The sequence below is a fragment of the Halorubrum sp. SP9 genome, assembly GCF_005435015.1.
In the GTDB taxonomy this organism is placed as follows: domain Archaea; phylum Halobacteriota; class Halobacteria; order Halobacteriales; family Haloferacaceae; genus Halorubrum; species Halorubrum sodomense.
On the sequence record NZ_SGXU01000694.1, the window covers coordinates 1 to 239 of the forward strand.

At 61.5% G+C, this 239-nt stretch carries 1 pseudogene; it reads left to right on the plus strand.

Annotated features, from left to right (window positions below):
* Positions 1–47: 47 nt before the first annotated feature.
* Positions 48–239: pseudogene (locus tag EXE45_RS21130) on the plus strand (glycosyl transferase family 2); the annotation flags it as partial.

Below are 239 nucleotides of genomic sequence, written 5' to 3' on the forward strand. Positions count from 1 at the left end.
CTACGGGGAGAAGCGCTCCACGGGTCACCCCGTCTCGGGGTGGGATTATGAACGCACCGCTGACTGGATTGTTCGTATTCGGCGGGCTCGCCGCGATCATGTGGGGGGGCGAACGATACCGCTCTCACTTCGCGAAACGAGACCTTATTATCGGTGTCGGCGTCGGAACCGGCTTCCTCTTGCTCGCTGTCGCACCAACGTTTTACGACGCTCTCGGGGCGCTTCTCAGTCTCGACAGC